Source organism: Chryseobacterium sp. SSA4.19 (assembly GCF_022601875.1).
Classification (GTDB): Bacteria; Bacteroidota; Bacteroidia; order Flavobacteriales; family Weeksellaceae; genus Chryseobacterium.
On record NZ_JAKVIP010000004.1, the window covers coordinates 100,724 to 117,850 of the forward strand.

Consider the following 17,127-nt stretch of genomic DNA (forward strand, 5'->3'; position numbering starts at 1 on the left):
AAATGAAAAAACTAACCATATTAACCGGCGCAGGAATCAGTGCCGAAAGCGGAATCAAAACCTTTAGAGACGGCGATGGCCTTTGGGAAAATCACAGCATCACAGATGTGGCAAGTCCCGAAGGATGGCGGAAAGACAGGGCTTTGGTATTGGAATTCTACAACCAAAGACGCCGCCAGCTCCATGAAGTGGCACCGAATGAAGCACATCGATTAGTGGCAGAACTAGAAAAGTATTTCGAAGTGCAGATTATCACCCAGAACATTGATGACCTGCATGAAAGAGCGGGATCTTCAAATATTCTCCATCTTCACGGGGAACTTTTTAAATCATGTTCCTGTAATAATAAAAAGCTTATCTATGAACAGAAAGACGATATCAACATCGGGGATAAGGCGGAAGACGAGGCTCAACTGAGGCCTTTCATCGTATGGTTCGGGGAAGAGGTTCCGCTGATGAAGGAAGCTACGAAACTCGCCCGGGAAGCCGATATTTTCCTGGTCATCGGAACTTCTCTGCAGGTATATCCGGCAGCAGGGCTGATCCATGAGATTAAAGATGACTGTCTTCTGATTGTGATTAATCCTAAAGAAACAGGGTTCGGATATGGCCAGAGAGCGGTAGTAATGAAAGAAACAGCCACTCAGGGAATGAAATTGCTGTTTGATAAATTGGTAAATATGGCATAAATGGAAAATGTTGTAAAAGCGGGAATTTTCGGAGTTTGTGTCGGTGATGCTTTAGGTGTTCCGGTGGAGTTTAAAAGGAGGGAAGAGGTGCAGCGTTCACCCGTTACAGATATGAGGGCTTTCGGAACCCATCATCAACCTGCAGGAACGTTGAGCGATGATGGTTCACTTACATTATGTCTTGCTGAAGAGTTAATTAAAGGATATAATTTGGAAAAGATTGGACAAAGTTTTGTAGAATGGAAAAAATTCGGACATTGGACTCCACATGGAAAAGTTTTTGATATCGGAATTGCTACCTCACAAGCGATTCACAGAATCAGTAAAGGAACACCTCCGAATTTATGTGGCGGAACCAGTGAATCCGAGAATGGAAATGGTTCTTTAATGAGAATTCTGCCGCTGTTGTTTTATATTAAAGATTTACGCATTGAGCAACGCTTTGACAAAATAAAAGAGGTTTCAGGTATTACACACGGACATATAAGATCTGTTTTGGACTGTTTTATCTATTTAGAATTTGCTTTGGAAATTTTGAAAGGAAAAGAAAAATGGGAAGCCTACAAGACCATGCAGAAAACAGTCCGGAAATTTTTAGATCATCATCCAATCTGCTCCCAATCTGAATTGGATAAATTTCACAGAATTTTAGAATTGAAAGTAGGCGCATATGATTTAGCTCCGTTGTATAGTTTGCAGCAAGAAGAAATAAGCTCTTCAGGATATGTTGTTTCAAGTTTAGAAGCTTCATTGTGGTGCTTTCTAAACTCCGGAAGCTATGCTGAAGCTGTGTTGAAGGCTGTTAATTTAGGAGAAGACACCGATACGACAGGAGCTGTCACAGGTGGAATTGCCGGAATTTATTATGGGTTTGAAGATATTCCTGAAGAGTGGATTACACAACTGGTGAGAAAGGAGGATATTGAAAACGTATGTATCCGACTGGAAAATAAATTAATGATAAGAAATCATGAATGAAAAACATAAGAAAAAAACAAGTAAATTCCTGAGCTACGTGCTCAGGCATCATCCCGAACTTATCAATTTGAGTTTGGATGAATACGGATGGGCAGATGTAAACGAATTGATTACAAAATCAACAAACGACTCTCAAGGCTTTACCTTTGAAGAGCTTGATGAAATCGTACAGACGAATGATAAAAAACGATTCATTTTTAATGAAGATAAGACAAAAATCAGGGCGAATCAGGGACATTCGATTGATATTAATTTGGCTTTAATCCCGCAGCAGCCACCGGAATTCCTCTATCATGGAACAGCGCAGGCGAATGTTGATTCTATCCTGGAAAAAGGGATTGAAAAAAGAAGCCGTCAGCACGTTCATTTAAGCAGTGACAGGGAAACTGCAATGAAAGTTGGGATGCGCCACGGAAAGCCTGTTATTCTGACGATAAAGACCGGTAAAATGGCTGAACATGGTATTTTGTTTTACCTTTCTGACAATAACATCTGGCTGACAGATTTTGTGGATACTAAATATATTTTAGAATAAATGAAAAGAACATTGGTGATCGGTGATATTCACGGAGGATTCAAAGCTTTGGAACAGGTTTTTGAAAGAGGCGGTATTACTCAGGACGATAAATTAATTTTTCTGGGAGATTATGTGGACGGCTGGAGCGAATCTTCACAAATTATCCGGTTTTTAATAGAACTCTCAGAAAAGCAGGATTGTATTTTTATCAAAGGAAATCATGATGCCTGGTGCGAAGACTGGCTTTCCTTCGGAAAAAGCGAAGATGTATGGCTTTCCAATGGCGGGAAAAGCACCGTTAAAAGTTATTCAGATTATGATTTGAAAGATCTTGCCCTGCATGTTGAATTTTTTCAGAGTATGAAAAATTATTATGTTGATGAGAATAACCGGCTGTTTATCCATGCCGGTTATTCTTCTATGCATGGGCCTGAAAAAGAAGTATATTCAAGTAACTACCGCTGGGACAGGACACTTTGGGAGACGGCTGTTGCCATGGACAAAAAGCTGTCAAAGAATTCAGAATTGTATCCGAAAAGATTGCTGTTATACAAGGAAATTTTTATTGGTCACACGCCGACCTTACATCTGGGAAGTACCGTACCTGTTAATAAAGCTAATATCTGGAACTTGGATACAGGTGCTGCATTTACTGGCGCATTATCGGTAATGGATGTTGATACCAAGGAATTCTGGCAAAGCGATCCTCTGCCGGTACTATATCCTGAAGAAAATGGAAGAAACCAGATTAAATAAATCATCAGTCTTTATTATTTATGATTTCATAGTTTTACAAAAACGGAGTAATTTTAAGGTCGAAATATGACCTCAATGAAACTGATATACTTTTTATTTTTTCTATGCCCAACACTATTTTTTGCACAGGATACATTTCGGACTCCCTTTGAAAAAGGAAATGGCAATCAGACGGTTACCTATGATGAGATGAATGCTTATTATCAGAATCTTGCTGAACATTTCAATACTGTTCAGTATCTCAAAAAAGGAGAGGATGACAATGGAAAACCTATTTATGTAGTGGTGTACAATCCCTTTCCGGAAAAGAATCTTGATCAGCTAAGAAAAGAAAAAGCCGTCCTGTTCATCAATAACGGTATTCATCCCGGTGAGCCTGATGGAATCGATGCAACCATGATGTTGATAAGAGATCTGGCCACTAAGAAAATAAAAACACCGCACAATTTTATTATTGCTGCCATTTCAGCCTATAATGTAAGCGGAATACTGAATAGAGGTTCGTTTTCCAGAGCTAATCAGAACGGGCCTGAACAATATGGTTTCAGGGGAAATGCAGGAAACTATGACTTAAACAGAGACTTCATTAAGGCAGATACGAAGAATGCAAGAAGCTTTCAGGAAATTTACCAATGGCTGAAACCCGATGTTTTTATTGATAACCATGTAAGCAACGGTGCAGATTATCAATATACATTTACCTATATTTCGACGTTTAAGGAAAGATTGGGTCAGGTATTGGGAACTTATTTTTATAATGATTTCCAGGCTAAAAACCTTATGGATTTAAAAAGATCAGGCTATGAAAGTACGCCCTACGTGAATATCCACGGTGATGTTCCGGAAATTGGGTTTGCTGCTTTTGAAGACTTTCCGAGATATTCCACAGGGTATGCCTCTTTGTTTAATGCTTTATCGACTATGCCCGAAACGCATATGCTGAAACCTTATGACAAGAGAGTGGATGCTACCTATAAATATATGTTCGCCAATCTTCAGAATCTGGATAAGGAATATAAAACCATAAAACAGCTCAGAGCGGAGAATTTAAAGCAATACCAGGCCGGAAAGCAATATGGGATCCGGTGGAAAATAGACTCCACAAAATATACAACGATAGATTTTAAAGGATATGAAGGGAAGTATAAACCGAGCGAGATCTCCGGGAAACCGCGTCTGTATTATGACCGGAATAAACCTTTTACCAAAAAGATCAAACTTTTTACCACTGCAGTTCCGACAGGATACATTACCATTCCTAAATACTATGTGGTCCCGCAGTCGCAATACCGTATAATTGAGCAGCTCAAAAGAAATCATATCCGGATAAAAACGATTTCAAAGGATAGTACCATACAGGTTGAAACTTATACCATCAATGATTTTAAAACGGTGAAAAACGCTTACGAAGGTCATTACCTCCATTACGAAACTACAGTTAATCCATCCTATAAAAATATAGTTTTTTCTACCGGAGATTATCTTGTCCCAACCAATCAGGAAGGCGTAAAATATATTATTGAAACCCTTGAACCCGAAGCTGTTGATTCTTTTTTTAACTGGAATTTCTTTGATGGCATTCTAGCGCAGAAAGAATATTATTCAGCCTATATTTTTGAAGATACAGCGGCTGAATTATTAAAAAAGGATAAGGATCTGAAACAAAAATTCGAAGCGAAGAAATCTGCTGATCAAAAATTTGCTGCCGATGGTACGGCTCAGTTGGACTGGATTTACAGGAATTCCCCTTATTTCGAGCAGAAAACATTCAGGCAATATCCGGTATACAGGATCTTATAAGTTTAGTTTCGGTAAGCTTTGTTTTTCTAAGATGCTTGCTAACAGAGTTATTTACCAGATACAAAAAAGACGTTTCTGATGAAACGTCTTTATTTATTTGGGAAAACCCTTTTTTAAAGCAAGTTCCGCTCTTTTTACGGCGACTTTCTCTTTCCAGTCCATGTATTTCTTTTTGAAGCTTTTCTTCATGATGTCATCAAATTTACGCTGAACCGTAAGGTTCCAGAGAGAATGGGCTTTCACGCCCCAGGATTTGTCCCAGGCTCTCAGGGAAATGGAAAAACTTCCGTCAAGATATTTCATCCAGTGCCACCATCCCGTAGGCATAAACAGCGTATCGCCGTGCTCAAGGAAACATTCGATTCCTTCTACACCATCCAAAGCCGGGAATTTGGTAAAGTCGGGATTTTCAATATCATAGTCCTCCAGAGCATAGGTAGCATAAGGAATCTGGTATAGTCTTTCTTTCCATTTATAATCAAATAACAGCACATGCTTTCTCCCGTTAAAATGAGTATGGAAAATATGGGCCATATCGATATCATAATGAAGGAAAGTCACAGAACCCTTGCCTCCAAAGAACATCGATGGATACTTATCTAAGAACCCGCCCATAAGATCTTTTGGAGAAATATAATCTTCCAGTAATTTTTTTGCATGTTTTATGGGGTCAAAGAAAAAAATCCTCAGATCAGTAGGCTCTTTCCGGATCAGATCTATATAATCTTTGAACATCATTTTTGCAGTAGGAGTATTAATCGGAGCTGCCGGGTCAGCCTTGGCACTGTCATACAAAGGGACTTCAACATCTCCCACAACTTCCTTCATATATTCCATGGTCCATTTTTGGTAAGCCGGCCATTTTTTTGCCATATTCTTGATCACAACTGGCTTTCTGGGCTTCAGATATTTAATGATAAACTCTTCCTGGGTAATATCATCTACAATATCTATCGGCTTTAAATTAATTCCCATTTTTTAAAAATTTAATGTTACAAAATTATTAAATTAAAATATACGTTAACAGTTTTAAGCTTTTTTTAATCTATGATTCAAATCATTTTTGCCTATTTATTCTAAATAAAAATATAAAGTAATTATGATAATAGGCTTATAAAAAGAATCCCATAAGTTCAGTGATCAAGTATTACTGTGAAGCGTATAATATACATTATTAAAGCTAGAAACTTTAAAGGTAACAAAATATGATTTAAATGTGATATTTTGTCATTTTTTATTCTGAAAGAATGATTAAGGCTAACTGTCAAACATAATAAGGCATACAAGAGAGGTTACGCCATAAAATTAAAATCAATTATTAATGACAAGAAATAGATAACATATTGTAATCAAGATAATTATCCGGGCGGTTTTATGGTAATGAAATTAGACAATATAAAATGAAAACACATTAAAAATATCACTATGTTTGTAGTGATAGAAATAGCCTTTAACTTTTGCTGTCAAATACCATCTTTAAAAGGTGTAACAAAAACAGGTAACCGGTAACTAATTATTCAAATAATACATTATGAAAATGAAAATTTCTTTATTCCTGATGATTTTTCTCTCTGTTCTCTCATTTGCGCAGAAAACAGTTTCGGGTAAAATTACGGATGAAGACGGCGTGGCCATTCCAAGTGCGAGCGTAACGATAGAGGAACCCGGTAAAGATGCGATTCTTGCGTATGCCATTACCAATTCTAAAGGGGAATATAAAGTTACTTTTACCTCCGCAGAACCCAGTGTTGACCTTAAAGTAAAGGCGTTCAACCAGAGACCGTTAACCAAGCAGGTCAGTAACAGTGATCAGAGCCTGAGCTTTAAAATGGAAGGAGAGGCCACGGAAATAAAGGAAGTGCAGCTGAAAACAAAAATGATTACAGCCAGAGGAGATACGATTGCCTATGACCTTAAAGCTTTTGACAGCAAAAGCGACCGGACACTGGCTGATGTTATGAAAAAAATCCCGGGAATTGAAGTGAATACCGATGGGACGATCCTGTATCAGGGAAATGCTATCAACAAATTCTATGTGAATGGAAAAGATCTGATGGAAGGCGGTTACGGAACTATCAATAACTCCCTGCCAAAAGACGCCGTACAAAAAGTGGAGGTTCTTGAAAATCACCAGCCCGTAAAAATATTACAGAATAAAGTACCTTCCGATCAGGCAGCCATTAATATCAAGCTGAAAAACTCCGTGACCATGACCGGAAGGGGAGAAGTGGGAACCGGTTTCGGAGAGCCGTGGCTCTGGAACGTTAAACTAACGCCGATGTTCTTCGGGCAGAAAAGCCAATGGGTAGTCAATTACAAGACCAACAATATGGGCGAGCAGGTAGAAAATGAAGGGAATATCCTGGCTTTCGGAAACAGGTTTGAAGGTAGAAGAATCAACGCAACCCAAAATGACTGGCTGAATGTGGAAAATGCCAGTACACCCAACCTTCCGGTAAAAAGATACCTGATGAACAGTGTTCATTATGTATCAGCCAATTATCTGACCAATATTGACAAGAAAAAAGAGTGGGAACTTAAAGCAAATGCGAATTATACGAATAATACTGTTGAAAGGGAATCTAACTCTCAAGAAGATTATTTCAATGGAACTTCCAATAACATAAATATTTTTAATAATTTCTACACTGATAAAGCAAAAGGAGAGCTAATATTTACAAAGAATGCTAAAAAAGGATTCTTTAAGAATACCACAAGCTTTTCCCAATATTGGAATGCAGACAGAGGGATTGTCGATAGAAGGGATACAAAGAATAATATACAAAGCCATGGAGAAGAAGCATTGGAATCTCCAACAACCTCATTCCAAAACTCATTAAGTACCATTGTTCCTTGGAAAGAAAAAATGGTAAATGTATTATCATATTTAAGTTACCAGACAGATAGACAAACCTTAAGTGTTTCTCCTTCATCTTATTTAAAAATACCTGGGTTTACTCCAAATACATCAAGTGATTTTGTTGGCCAGAGCTTGAGGCTTAAAACTTTTGAAGCTAATCATTCAGCAAACATAGGATTCTCTACAAAAGGATGGACGTTTACTCCAGAAGTCGGATTTAATTTTAAATCAACAGAATTAGTTTCGGATTTATCGAATATTTTTTCGCAAGGAACAGCACTATTGAGGCAGTATAGTAATGATCTTACCTATACCACTGCAACACCGTACGGAAGTGTGGGAGTTAATTATAAAAATGATTCCTGGATGTTATATGCTAATTTCCCTGTCAATTCTAATAATATAAAAGCAGATGATCCTTTAAGATCAGTTTCAAAGGAAGAAAATAAAGTTACTTTTGAACCAAGTATTTTTGCACAATATACTTTTGCTTCTTTCTGGAAAGCTTCGGTAAATGCTAATATCAATAATAATTTTGGAGAAATAAATACAGCTTATTCAGGGTTTCTGATGACCTCTCCAAGTGGTATTAATGCTATGGATCCTAAAAATCCTATTCCTCAGAATAATAATAAATCTGCAGGAACAAGATTAGAATACAGAAATCCTCTGAATAATTTGTTTTTTAATGTTAATTACCGATTTTCAGATGCCAAAAGAAATCTAATTTCAAATCCGACAATTGTTTCAGGTTATAGCGTTATGGGATATATTGAACAGGATAATAATGTGCTAACTAACGGATACAGCACTGAAATAGGGAAATATTTTCCTAAATTTAAAACAAATGCTTCTGTCAGCTACAGTAATAATACGACGAAATCTAACGCCTTTTTAGATAATAAGTTTTTCACAAATAAAAATAACGGTCAGTCTTTCGGTGTAAAATTCAACAATACTTATTTTAGCTGGATGAGCATTGATTATAATGCACGTTTTTCAAGAACTAAGCAGACAAGTGTTGGAGATGTGGTTACTAATGCTACTACATCAGGATTCAATCATAACCTCGCTTTATTCCTTTATCCGATCGAGAATCATACTATTGGATTTAATTGGGATCAGATTGATACAAATACACCTGATCAAAAATACCATAATGGATTCTACGATCTTTCTTATCAATTTACATGGGCGAAAAAGAAAATAGATTTTGAGCTTAAGTGGATAAATATTGCTAATAAGAAAGTCTTTGAAAACTTTGAGATCGAAACGATTAGAACTACTTTTACCAGGATTCAGCTCCGTCCGAGCCAGGTAATGTTCACGGTGAAGTTCAACTTCAAATAGCAAAATAAAAAACCAATCTCGTTGAGGTTGGTTTTTTATTTATTGATGGTTTTGGATTAACTTTCTATGCTTTCCTGCTGGGTGGTGTGATAATAATTCGGAAATCTGATCTGTACAGTGGTGCCCTGGTTTTCATACGAGCTTACCATAAGTTCCCCGTGATGCATCCTGACGATATTTCTTGCCAGGGGAAGCCCGATTCCATAACCTTCATAATTATTGGTATTGGAAGCCCGGAAGAATGGATCGTAAATTTTATTCATCTCTTCTTCCGGGATTCCGATTCCGTTGTCTTTTACAATAAGATAAACATCCGTATCCGTTGCGCCCAATGATACTTTTACCTGCTCGAAATTGGAATATTTACAGCCATTCTGGATGATGTTGGTAACGGCAAGGTGCAGCAGCTGCTCATTGCCCTGAACCTTTAGCTTTTTCGGGTTGTCAGGAAGCATGCTGATATCCAGAAAAATATTATTCCGGGTATCAATCCTTCTGAGGGTTTCGATAACATCCCACAACAACTGGTCCATTCTTACTTTATCCATTTTCTGGATTTTCCCGTCGAAGCCGGTCTGGGCAATCATCAGTAAAGCTTTGATTTTTCTGTCCAGCTTTTCGGCTTCATCAAGGATGATTCCCAGTGTTTCCTTATATTCATCATTGGTCCGCGAGATCGACAGGGCCACATCCGCTTCACCCATAATAGAGGTTAAAGGAGTCCTCAGCTCATGGGAAACATTTCCGATCAGGTGATTCTGGGTTTCAAAAGACGTCTCAATGCGGTTCAGCATATCGTTAAAGGTTTCAATCAGTTCGTTCAGCTCTTTATTATCGGGCTGAGGTTCCAGTCTTAAATGAAGATTCTCTGAACTGATATCTTTTACTTTGCCCGTGATTTTAAGAATGGGCTTAAATAACGTCTTTGAAAGGTAAAAAGAGAAGATCATACTGAAGAACAGCGAAAGGACGATACATGTGATTAAAGTACGCTTCAGGAAGCCCAGATAATACACTACGTAATGGTTCTTGGCAGAAGCAATGGCAATATAATTTTTGTTATCATGCCTGAACGTCTGGCCTATATAATAAAACTCTTTATCATTATAATTGGATTCCCCTTTTTTTACAATGTTCCTGAAAAAAGAACCCGGAATATGGATTTCCTGGGAAATCTTATTAAAATTGGTGTCAGAAGGAACTGCAAACACATAATCACGTTCCATGGGAAGCTCTTCATCATTTAATCCGTTCAGGATATAATTTTCCGGAATATCAAGTTCATCTTTGCTTTTTTCGATCTGGATAATAGTTGTCGTACGGATTTTAAGAAGCTCATAAAACCGCTGATGCGAAAAGTTGACAATTGAAAAATAAACCAGTCCGCTAAACAGTAAAATGATGGCCGTAAAAACCAGCATGAGGAGCACCATTGTCTTGGTCTGGTTGGTTACAATAACTTTGTTAAACATTCTGCTATGGTTTTTTTAAAACATATCCCATCCCAATGACGGTATGGATCAGCTTATGGTCATCCTGGTTATCCAGCTTTTTCCTTAGATAATTGACGTAAACATCCACTACATTCGTCCCCAATTCGTAATTGACGCCCCAGACGGCATCCAGGATTTCTGCCCGGGAAATTACCTTCTCAGGATTATTTAAAAAATACATCAACAATTTATATTCTGTCGAGGTCAGTGAAATTTCTTCTCCTGCCCGGGTCACTTTTTTAGTATAATCATTCAGGACCAGATCGGAAAACTGATACATGTATTCATGATCCGCTTCAGGTTCCTGGATTTCAGGAGCCGTTCCATTATTACTTCTCCTCAGTAAAGATTTCACCCGTGCCACCAGTTCAATAAATTTAAAAGGTTTCACCAGATAGTCGTCACCACCGCTTTCAAGTCCCAGAACAATATTTTCAGAAGTTCCAAGTGCCGTTAAAAATAAAATCGGGACATGCTGATTGGTTTTCCTGATTTCCTTACACGCATCCAGGCCATTCATTTCAGGAAGCATGATATCCAGAATGACGAGATCAAAATCATTCGACTGTACCAGCTGCACGCCCGTTTTTCCGTCAAAAGCAACGGAAACTTCATAACCGTTTTCCTGCAGCCCTTTCTTAATAAAGGAGACCACACTGGTTTCGTCTTCGATAAGGATGATTTTTTTCATTGTCATAAGGAATTATACAAAAATAGAAAAAAGATCGGGAATGGGTTTATATTGATTTAGGCAGGAAAATTCTACATCTATTTATGAGACTGTCTAAATTGGGTTGGAAAACATAATCTCTCACATATTACGGTTATGATGCAGATATAAGTGTAAATAAAAATCTGCGAGAATATATTTAAAGGCAGATATAAAATTTAAAGTATATATTTAGATGGGCACTAAGCTTAAATAATTGAAGTTATGACATTTCTTAAATTCAAATTACAGCTTTACATAATTATAGTAAACCGTATAAAACACAAAAAACCTCCGTAATTTTGATTACGGAGGTTTTTAAGTACCCCAGACGGGACTTGAACCCGTACGTCCTTACGGACACAGGATTTTAAGTCCTGCGTGTCTACCAGTTCCACCACCAGGGCATGGAGTGGAGCGAAAAACGGGACTCGAACCCGCGACCCCAACCTTGGCAAGGTTGTGCTCTACCAGCTGAGCTATTTTCGCAAACTGTGCGGATGAAGGGACTCGAACCCCCACGCCTCTCGGCACCAGATCCTAAGTCTGGCGTGGCTACCAATTACACCACATCCGCGTTGTTTTATGAAGTCGTATTTTAAAGAACTTGTTTCGTTTTTGTGAGTGCAAATATAGGGCATTTTCCTTTACCTCCAAACTTTTCATGAAAAAAAATAAAAAATTTTACATTTTTTATTTCCGACCCCTTGTATTACATTTCATTTTCTTACTTTTACATCGTTAATTATTATGATATGGAATTACAAGGAACGGTAAAGAAACTTTTTGATGCTCAGACATTTGCGAGCGGTTTCCAAAAAAGAGAAATGGTTATCCTTACGCAGGAGCAGTATCCGCAGCCGATAAACATAGAATTTTTGTCTGATAAGATCAGTTTATTGGATAATCTGAAAGAAGGGGAAAATGTAAAAGTGGGAATCAACATCAGAGGAAGAGAATGGGTTTCTCCTCAGGGCGAAACAAAATACTTCAACTCGATTACCGGGTGGAGGGTAGAGAAAGTTTCTGACCATGCTTCTGAGCCTACACAAGCGGCACCTTCTCAGTCTGCTTCTTCTGCATCCAATGAAAATCCTTTCGCAGGTGATGACGATGATGATCTTCCTTTTTAATTAAAAGATAACACGTAAATATAAATCCTGCTTTCTTAAGTGGGATTTTTTTTCCTGAAAAATGGTGAGACTGGATAATAACGAGATTTCATTTCCGGATCCTGAGCTATATGACGGCCATGAAGGTGTTATTGCTTTCGGGGGCGACCTTTCGGTTGAGCGGATCTGTTTTGCCTATCAATTGGGTATTTTCCCCTGGTTTAATCCGGAGGAAGAAATTCTCTGGTGGTGCCCTGATCCGAGATTCGTTTTGGTTCCCAGGGAACTAAAGGTATCTAAATCCATGCGGAAAATACTCAACCGTAACGTGTTTACCTTCTCGCAAAACCGTAACTTCAGGGAAGTGATTAAAAACTGTCAGGAAATCAGCAGAAGAGAACAAGCCGGAACATGGCTTTCCGATGAGCTGATGGAAGCTTTTATCCAGCTTCATCAATATGGTTTGGCTAAAAGCATTGAAGTATGGCAGAATGGTGAACTGGTTGGCGGTTTTTATGGGCTTCAGATCGGTAATGTTTTCTGTGGGGAGAGCATGTTTGCGAAAGTCAGTAATGCTTCTAAAGCAGGGTTTATTCATTTTATAGAAACCCATAAAGATTTGGAGCTTATCGATTGCCAGTCCCATACGGACCACCTGGAAAGTCTGGGTGCGAAAATGATTCCCAAAAGAGATTTTTTAAAAATTTTGTATAGAAATAATGAACGCAGATAAAGAAAAATGGCTTCTTCTGATTGTGCTGAGTCTGATCTGGGGATCGTCATTTATTTTAATCAAAAAATCACTGGAACATTTCAGTCCGTATCAGGTTGGCGCTTTAAGGGTTCTTATTGCCGGAATTATTTTAATGCCGGTTGCCGTTTCAAAATATAGACTGTTTCCTAAGAAGCATCTGAAATGGCTTCTGCTGGCTGCTTTTACAGGAAACTTTATTCCGATGTTTCTGTTCCCGATTGCAGAAACTGAAGTAAGCAGCAGTATTGCCGGAATCATCAATTCTATGATGCCTATTTTCGTGATTATCGTAGGGGCACTGATCTGGAAGTTTGAAACAACGAAACGGCAGATGGCAGGGACGCTTATCAGCTTTACGGGTGTCTGCCTGCTGGCTTTCGGGGGTGATGGTGAAGGCGGGACCTTTAAGCTGATCCCGATTCTCCTGCTGTTGCTGGCCACTTTGTGTTATGCCATCAGCACCACTACGGTAAAATCTAAATTAATGGAGGTGTCTTCCACCATATTGTCAGCATTTGTATTTGCTTTTGTCCTGTTTTTACCTTCCGTTTTCGCTTTGTCTTTTACAGGGTTTTTTACAGAATTCAGCCTGGATAAAGATACGATGCTGGGACTGATGTTCGTAAGCTTATTATCCGTTTTCGGGACCGGATTGGCCATGATGATGAACTACAGGCTTTTAAAAGTCTCTTCACCTCTTTTTGCCTCAACGGTAACTTTACTAATGCCGATTGTTGCCATTGCCTGGGGAATTCTGGATGGTGAAAAGCTTTCCCTGCTACAGTTTGCAGGAACAGGAGTCATCATTGCAGGATTAATCTTTTTAAGATCAGAGCCTGTGATTAAAAAGCTGTAGTAGTTAATTTCCTAAAGCTGTCTTCCCGATTCTGAATTATAATAAATACGACCGGCTTTTTACAAATACTATCTGCAGAAGATGATACAGGTATAATTAATAAAACAGAAATCCTGCAATTTGCAGGATTTCATTATAGCGGGCAGGATGCCCCCTTACTGTAAATTATTCAACATCAGGCGTCCTCTTTATTTCTAAGGATTTTTCTTTTTTACCCTCGCTCTGACTTTTTTCACCTCATCTTTGATGAAAGGATATTTTTTCTGCATATCAGAAACCAGTGAAGGATCCAGATCCAACGCTTTTAATAAAGCTTCTTTACCTTTTTCCTGGTCTTTAAGGTTAAGGTAACAGTTGCTGAGCTGATAAAACAACTCCGCCCTGTGATGCACTTTTACTGCTTTATTTAATAGAGTGACAGCTTCTTCATATTCTCCCAGAAGCATCAGTACTTCAGAATAAGCATACCAGTTGTAAAACCTTGTAGGCTCAGCTTCTACCAGCTTTTTCAGGCAATAAAGACTTTCCTCAAACTTCCCGGAATCAATGAATAGAAATGCCAGTCTTTTCTGATAATCAAGATTACTTTCATTCAGATGGGTTGCTTCTTTTGCAAAATGCAAGGCTTCCGTCATTCCGCCCATTTCTTCATACAGATAAGACTGCTCCATCATAGACAGATAAAACTGAGGATCTTCTCTCAAGGATTTCTGAAATGCGTTTAAAGCAATAATAGGCTGCTTTAACGCTTTATAACATAGCCCTATTTTATAAAAGGTAAAGGCTTTGGTATATTCAAGCTCAAGCATTTCTTCATACACCTCAATAGCATTTTTGTACTGGCCCAATGCTTCATAGCAAGCCGCTTTATTTGCGTAAACCCCTACGGAGCTTGAGTTGATGGCCAGTAAATAATCATATCCTTTGATGGCTTCTTCGTAATTTTTCCTGTTGAAATAGAACTGTCCGTATTCAAACCAGGCAATTTCAGAATAGGCATATTCGTCCAGATATTCATTAAGAAAGGCAATAGCCTCATCGTTCTTATTCAGATCTGAGAAGCAGACCATACAGTTTTCCAGGGCATAATCATCCGTAGGATCTTCTGCAAGCGCTTTTCTGTAGTGTTTAAGAGCGTTAAAAGGATCTCCGAGATTTACATATTCATCAGCAATAAAATTGTTCAGAAAGTTTTCTTCTTCTTTCAGTTCCAATGCTATTTTACAGATGTCAATGGATTTTCTTGGATTTCCCAGGTTCGAATAATACTTTGCGTAGCAGACCAGAAAGTCTGTGTTTTCCATAGAAGAGCCTTTCAGCTCGTTGATGAGTTCCTTCGCCGTATTATAATCTTCCCATTCCAGGAGAACTTCAAGTTTTTTGATCTTGATATCTAAAGAATTGGGGTGAAGCTTTAAACCGTAATTCACTGCCGTATCGGCATAATTAAAGTCGCCAAGCTCCAGATAGTAAACAATAATGTCTTCCAACTCTTCTGTATCAAAGTAGAATTCATCATTGTTTTCCATCATTTCCTCGAACTTTTTTACAAGTTCATTTCCAAAATATTCTTCCAATATAAAACAGTTTTAAGATTTAAGACTTGAGATATGAGATGTACAAATACTCGGTTCTGAAAATCTTAGTACTAAATTTAATAATAAATACGATTAAAATGATGAAACGGATGTTAATATTTATTAAATCAAACTATTGATTTTAGCTATCATTTCATCACCTAACCTATCGGCTTCTTCCTGAGATTTGGCTTCGGTATAAATTCTGATAATGGGTTCCGTATTAGACTTTCTAAGATGAACCCAATTGTTTTCAAAATCTATTTTTACACCGTCAACCGTAGATACCTCTTCATTTTGATACTCTTTTTCCATTTTGGTTAAAAGAGCGTCCACATCAATTTCCGGAGTCAGTTCAATTTTCTTTTTACCCATGAAATAACCGGGATAGCCTGATCTCAATTCAGAAACCGTTTTGTTTTCCTTCGCCAGGTGCGTTAAGAATAATGCAATCCCTACCAGAGAGTCTCTTCCGTAATGCAGATCAGGATAGATAATACCTCCGTTTCCTTCTCCGCCAATCACTGCATGTTTTTCTTTCATTAAAGTAACCACGTTCACTTCTCCTACAGCACTTGCAAAATATTCCGAACCGTGAGTTTGCGCAACGTCTCTCAGCGCACGGCTTGACGACAGATTGGAAACAGCGGCGCCGGATTTATTCTTCAGTAAATAATCTGCAACAGCGACCAATGTATATTCTTCGCCAAACATTTCGCCTTTTTCATCAATTAAAGCCAATCGGTCAACATCCGGATCCACCACAATTCCTAAATCCGCGTTTTCTTTCTTAACCAGTTCACAGATATCACCCAAATGCTCTTTCAGGGGCTCAGGATTGTGTGGAAACTGTCCGTTCGGCTCACAATATAATTTTATGGTTTCACATCCCAATTTTTCCAGAAGCATCGGAATGGCAATACCTCCTGTAGAGTTCACGGCATCCAAAACGATTTTGAAATTCTTGGCCTTAACCGCTTCGGCATCAACCATCGGCAAATCCAGAACCTGCTGAATATGGATGTCAAAAGCGTCATCTCTTGTTTCATATTGTCCAAGGTCATCTACTTCTGCATAGTTAAAATCTTCACTTTCTGCCAGGGCAAGAACTTCTGCGCCGTTTTCTCCGGTGATGAATTCTCCTTTATCATTTAATAATTTAAGGGCATTCCATTGTTTGGGGTTATGAGAGGCGGTAAGGATTATCCCGCCGTCTGCCTTTAATTCCGGTACCATAATCTCAACGGTCGGAGTGGTAGAAAGACCTAAGTCAATTACATTGATTCCGAGACCCTGTAAGGTTGCCGTTACCAGGGAAGAAACCATCTGTCCTGAAATTCTGGCATCTCTTCCTATAACGAGAGTAAGGTCTTTTTTATTTTTATTGTTCTGAAGCCAGGTTCCGAATGCGGAAGCAAATTTTACAACATCCAGTGGCGTTAAATTATCATTCACTTTTCCGCCGATGGTTCCACGGATTCCTGAAATACTTTTTATTAATGACATTATGAGTGTTTTATAGGTTAATGTTGGTTTGATTGATTAAGACAAAGCAAAATTAGATATTATTTATTACACCCCGTCAGAAAGTTATGAACAACCGCAGTCTTTATCGCAGTTTGTTCTTTTAGAACTGAATTTCTTCGGTGCAAAATTTTTCCTGAGCATCTTAAACA

General features: G+C 38.3%; 14 protein-coding genes and 3 tRNA genes. 9 read left to right on the forward strand and 8 right to left on the reverse strand.

Annotated elements, in window-relative coordinates; genetic code table 11:
• The first annotated feature begins 2 nt into the window (after positions 1-2).
• The 5 genes from MKJ01_RS03815 to MKJ01_RS03835 all read left to right on the forward strand — a co-directional run bounded on the left by MKJ01_RS03815 (position 3) and on the right by MKJ01_RS03835 (position 4,740).
• Positions 3-689, forward strand: a complete 687-nt coding sequence (locus MKJ01_RS03815; protein WP_241611844.1) for an NAD-dependent deacylase — start codon at positions 3-5, stop codon at positions 687-689.
• On the forward strand, positions 690-1,667 hold the full coding sequence (locus tag MKJ01_RS03820) for an ADP-ribosylglycohydrolase family protein (protein ID WP_241611843.1): 978 nt from the start codon (positions 690-692) through the stop codon (positions 1,665-1,667).
• Positions 1,660-2,202, forward strand: coding sequence for an RNA 2'-phosphotransferase (locus tag MKJ01_RS03825; RefSeq protein ID WP_241611841.1), 543 nt, complete (start codon positions 1,660-1,662; stop codon positions 2,200-2,202). Before MKJ01_RS03820 ends, MKJ01_RS03825 begins: the two co-directional genes overlap by 8 nt.
• The gene (locus MKJ01_RS03830; RefSeq protein WP_241611839.1) at positions 2,203-2,940 is read left to right on the forward strand and encodes a metallophosphoesterase family protein; all 738 of its coding nucleotides are present in this window, start codon (positions 2,203-2,205) and stop codon (positions 2,938-2,940) included. It begins immediately after the preceding gene.
• 75 nt (positions 2,941-3,015) lie between these two features.
• Complete coding sequence (locus MKJ01_RS03835; protein WP_241611837.1) at positions 3,016-4,740, forward strand: hypothetical protein; 1,725 nt, start codon at positions 3,016-3,018, stop codon at positions 4,738-4,740.
• 93 nt (positions 4,741-4,833) lie between these two features.
• Here the strand turns inward: MKJ01_RS03835 and MKJ01_RS03840 are convergent, their stop codons facing one another.
• Positions 4,834-5,715 carry a cupin-like domain-containing protein gene (locus MKJ01_RS03840; protein WP_241611835.1) on the reverse strand — a complete coding sequence of 294 codons (882 nt, stop codon included), beginning with the start codon at positions 5,713-5,715 and terminating at the stop codon, positions 4,834-4,836.
• 556 nt (positions 5,716-6,271) lie between these two features.
• Here MKJ01_RS03840 and MKJ01_RS03845 point away from each other — a divergent pair.
• Positions 6,272-8,950, forward strand: coding sequence for a carboxypeptidase-like regulatory domain-containing protein (locus MKJ01_RS03845; protein WP_241632483.1), 2,679 nt, complete (start codon positions 6,272-6,274; stop codon positions 8,948-8,950).
• Between the two features lie 56 nt (positions 8,951-9,006).
• Here the strand turns inward: MKJ01_RS03845 and MKJ01_RS03850 are convergent, their stop codons facing one another.
• The 5 genes from MKJ01_RS03850 to MKJ01_RS03870 form a co-directional block, all read right to left on the reverse strand.
• The gene (locus tag MKJ01_RS03850) at positions 9,007-10,422 is read right to left on the reverse strand and encodes a HAMP domain-containing sensor histidine kinase (RefSeq protein ID WP_241611831.1); all 1,416 of its coding nucleotides are present in this window, start codon (positions 10,420-10,422) and stop codon (positions 9,007-9,009) included.
• A 4-nt stretch (positions 10,423-10,426) separates the two neighbouring features.
• Positions 10,427-11,134: a response regulator transcription factor gene (locus MKJ01_RS03855; protein ID WP_241611829.1), complete on the reverse strand. Its 708-nt coding sequence runs from the start codon at positions 11,132-11,134 to the stop codon at positions 10,427-10,429.
• A 341-nt stretch (positions 11,135-11,475) separates the two neighbouring features.
• A tRNA-Leu gene (locus MKJ01_RS03860) sits at positions 11,476-11,559 on the reverse strand.
• 6 nt (positions 11,560-11,565) lie between these two features.
• Positions 11,566-11,641, reverse strand: a tRNA-Gly gene (locus tag MKJ01_RS03865).
• A gap of 6 nt (positions 11,642-11,647) precedes the next feature.
• A tRNA-Leu gene (locus tag MKJ01_RS03870) sits at positions 11,648-11,729 on the reverse strand.
• Between the two features lie 178 nt (positions 11,730-11,907).
• Here MKJ01_RS03870 and MKJ01_RS03875 point away from each other — a divergent pair.
• From MKJ01_RS03875 to MKJ01_RS03885, 3 genes are all read left to right on the forward strand, one after another.
• Positions 11,908-12,285 (forward strand): DUF3127 domain-containing protein, encoded by a 378-nt coding sequence (locus MKJ01_RS03875; RefSeq protein ID WP_241611828.1) that lies wholly within the window; start codon positions 11,908-11,910, stop codon positions 12,283-12,285.
• 61 nt (positions 12,286-12,346) lie between these two features.
• Positions 12,347-12,997 carry a leucyl/phenylalanyl-tRNA--protein transferase gene (aat, locus tag MKJ01_RS03880; protein WP_241611827.1) on the forward strand — a complete coding sequence of 217 codons (651 nt, stop codon included), beginning with the start codon at positions 12,347-12,349 and terminating at the stop codon, positions 12,995-12,997.
• Complete coding sequence (locus tag MKJ01_RS03885; protein ID WP_241611826.1) at positions 12,984-13,874, forward strand: DMT family transporter; 891 nt, start codon at positions 12,984-12,986, stop codon at positions 13,872-13,874. The genes aat and MKJ01_RS03885 overlap by 14 nt, the downstream gene beginning before the upstream one ends.
• 194 nt (positions 13,875-14,068) lie before the next feature.
• Here MKJ01_RS03885 and MKJ01_RS03890 read toward each other — a convergent pair whose 3' ends face one another.
• Both MKJ01_RS03890 and glmM read right to left on the reverse strand, forming a co-directional pair.
• Positions 14,069-15,451: a tetratricopeptide repeat protein gene (locus tag MKJ01_RS03890; RefSeq protein ID WP_241611825.1), complete on the reverse strand. Its 1,383-nt coding sequence runs from the start codon at positions 15,449-15,451 to the stop codon at positions 14,069-14,071.
• Between the two features lie 123 nt (positions 15,452-15,574).
• Positions 15,575-16,957 (reverse strand): phosphoglucosamine mutase, encoded by a 1,383-nt coding sequence (gene glmM, locus MKJ01_RS03895; protein ID WP_241611824.1) that lies wholly within the window; start codon positions 16,955-16,957, stop codon positions 15,575-15,577.
• Between the last annotated feature and the right edge of the window lie 170 nt (positions 16,958-17,127).

Coding starts and splice junctions, on each gene's coding strand:
- aat (WP_241611827.1), top strand. CDS start 12,347: ATGGTGAGACTGGATAATAACGAGATTTCATTTCCGGATCCTGAGCTA.
- MKJ01_RS03845 (WP_241632483.1), top strand. CDS start 6,272: ATGAAAATGAAAATTTCTTTATTCCTGATGATTTTTCTCTCTGTTCTC.
- MKJ01_RS03840 (WP_241611835.1), bottom strand. CDS start 5,715: ATGGGAATTAATTTAAAGCCGATAGATATTGTAGATGATATTACCCAG.
- MKJ01_RS03815 (WP_241611844.1), top strand. CDS start 3: ATGAAAAAACTAACCATATTAACCGGCGCAGGAATCAGTGCCGAAAGC.
- MKJ01_RS03835 (WP_241611837.1), top strand. CDS start 3,016: ATGAAACTGATATACTTTTTATTTTTTCTATGCCCAACACTATTTTTT.
- MKJ01_RS03825 (WP_241611841.1), top strand. CDS start 1,660: ATGAATGAAAAACATAAGAAAAAAACAAGTAAATTCCTGAGCTACGTG.
- MKJ01_RS03855 (WP_241611829.1), bottom strand. CDS start 11,134: ATGAAAAAAATCATCCTTATCGAAGACGAAACCAGTGTGGTCTCCTTT.
- MKJ01_RS03830 (WP_241611839.1), top strand. CDS start 2,203: ATGAAAAGAACATTGGTGATCGGTGATATTCACGGAGGATTCAAAGCT.
- MKJ01_RS03820 (WP_241611843.1), top strand. CDS start 690: ATGGAAAATGTTGTAAAAGCGGGAATTTTCGGAGTTTGTGTCGGTGAT.
- glmM (WP_241611824.1), bottom strand. CDS start 16,957: ATGTCATTAATAAAAAGTATTTCAGGAATCCGTGGAACCATCGGCGGA.
- MKJ01_RS03850 (WP_241611831.1), bottom strand. CDS start 10,422: ATGTTTAACAAAGTTATTGTAACCAACCAGACCAAGACAATGGTGCTC.
- MKJ01_RS03875 (WP_241611828.1), top strand. CDS start 11,908: ATGGAATTACAAGGAACGGTAAAGAAACTTTTTGATGCTCAGACATTT.
- MKJ01_RS03885 (WP_241611826.1), top strand. CDS start 12,984: ATGAACGCAGATAAAGAAAAATGGCTTCTTCTGATTGTGCTGAGTCTG.